The sequence below is a fragment of the Bradyrhizobium sp. CCBAU 45394 genome, from assembly GCF_028128655.1.
Taxonomy (GTDB): Bacteria; Pseudomonadota; Alphaproteobacteria; order Rhizobiales; family Xanthobacteraceae; genus Bradyrhizobium; species Bradyrhizobium diazoefficiens.
The window spans coordinates 1-1,435 of record NZ_LBIX01000075.1 but is presented as its reverse complement, the minus strand read 5'-3'; the positions used below and the strand labels follow the sequence as shown (position 1 = coordinate 1,435).

Annotated in this window: 4 protein-coding genes; all 4 read right to left on the bottom strand. The window is 62.4% G+C overall.

From position 1 onward, the window contains the following. The coding region (locus tag WN73_RS11775; RefSeq protein WP_271552878.1) for a glycosyltransferase at positions 1-405 on the bottom strand (405 nt) is incomplete at its 3' end. Next, positions 402-623 carry a hypothetical protein gene (locus WN73_RS11770; protein ID WP_028160473.1) on the bottom strand — a complete coding sequence of 74 codons (222 nt, stop codon included), beginning with the start codon at positions 621-623 and terminating at the stop codon, positions 402-404. The genes WN73_RS11770 and WN73_RS11775, both read right to left, overlap by 4 nt. Before the next feature lie 10 nt (positions 624-633). Then, positions 634-963, bottom strand: a complete 330-nt coding sequence (locus tag WN73_RS11765; RefSeq protein WP_011087974.1) for a hypothetical protein — start codon at positions 961-963, stop codon at positions 634-636. Positions 964-1,030: 67 nt separating this feature from the next. After that, on the bottom strand, positions 1,031-1,435 hold a 405-nt coding region (hspD, locus tag WN73_RS11760), incomplete at its 5' end, for a small heat shock protein HspD (RefSeq protein WP_271552875.1).

Genomic DNA, 1,435 nt, shown 5'->3' with positions numbered 1-1,435 from the left:
CAGCGGCATCTCCGAAAACCAGCGATAGAACGGCATGTGATCGGCAAGGTCCTGCCGGCCATGCAGCGTCGTCACTGTCCGTCCGGACTCCGATCGGAACAGAGGAAAGTGCAAGTAGTCGACGTGAAAGTGCAGGATGTCGAAATCGTCAGCGCGCTCCCGCACCTTGTCGAGCATCAGCGCGTGATGCGGGATCGGGTCGCGGGCGTCCGGATCGAGGCGCAACGCCCGGGGCACGCACGGAACGAGTTCGGCGGAGGTGATGGAATCGCCGCTGGCGAAAAGCGTGACCTGATGACCTTGCCTGATCAGCTCCTCGGTCAAATATGAAACGACCCGCTCCGTTCCGCCATACAGCCGTGGCGGGACGCTCTCGAAGAGCGGCGCAATCTGCGCGATCCTCATTCATTCCTCCCGTACAGCCAGTCACACCCGTTAAAGGCCGACGCCAGTTCAGTGGCCCCGAGCGCGGGGATGACCCGCGAGCCGTCGGTCTGGACGTGGCGCGCCTGCACGGGCTTCTTTCTGTCGATGCTCCAGGTCTTCGCATCCTGTTGCAACCGGCTCGTCCAGCGCTGCTCCAGACGGTCGATTACGTAACGGGGTAGACGGATATCTTCCATGGGATCCTCCTCACGCCGCCAGCACCCGCGACGTGGAAAACCGTCGCTTTGGCTTTCCGCCGGGCGGATTTCGCGGATTGCGTGGGCCGCCATCCAGATCGCATAATGCATCCAGGATGGCATCGATGCTGACAGGCGCCTTCAGTCCATGGGGCGCACGAAGCCCCGGACATGACGCAATCGCCGAAGCGTCGGAAGCCCAGGAGGCGAGGATCGCCCGCTTCTCGGCCAGCGAAAGCGACGGATGCCTAACCACGTCCTTGGGATGCTCGAAGACGGTGCCGGGGTGCAGGAGCGCTTGGAAGTCGAAGACGTTGTCGGTGGCGGTCGTCGGCCGCATGTTTTCCTCCCTTCGAAGACGAGTGGATGGACGGCCCGTAGACCGGGCCGCCGCAATACGTACTGGTTCAAGCCGCCCTGGATTCGAGCTTGTGCAGGTTGTCCGGCGTCGCTCCATTGATGGCGATCCGTCGCGGCTTCATGGCCTCGGGAATCTCCCGGACGAGTTCGATCTTGAGCAGACCGTTGTCGAAGGACGCGTTCTTGACCTGAACGTAGTCGGCCAGGTTGAACTGGCGCTTGAACGCGCGGGTCGAGATGCCGCGGTACATAAATTCGCGTTCAGTCTTGTCCGTCTTGTTGCCCTCGATCGTCACGACGTTCTGCTCGGCCGTCACCGAGATTTCGTCGGGAGAGAAGCCGGCCACCGCGAGCGAAATCTGGTAGCGATCGTCGCCGAGCCGTTCGATGTTGTAGGGCGGGTAATTGTCCTCGGTCGCGCGCTGGGCGGATTCAGCGAGGTCGAAAAGGCG

Bases quoted from the DNA above. Each gene is read 5' to 3' on its own strand.
- WN73_RS11770 (WP_028160473.1), bottom strand. From the start codon at position 623: ATGGAAGATATCCGTCTACCCCGTTACGTAATCGACCGTCTGGAGCAG.
- WN73_RS11765 (WP_011087974.1), bottom strand. From the start codon at position 963: ATGCGGCCGACGACCGCCACCGACAACGTCTTCGACTTCCAAGCGCTC.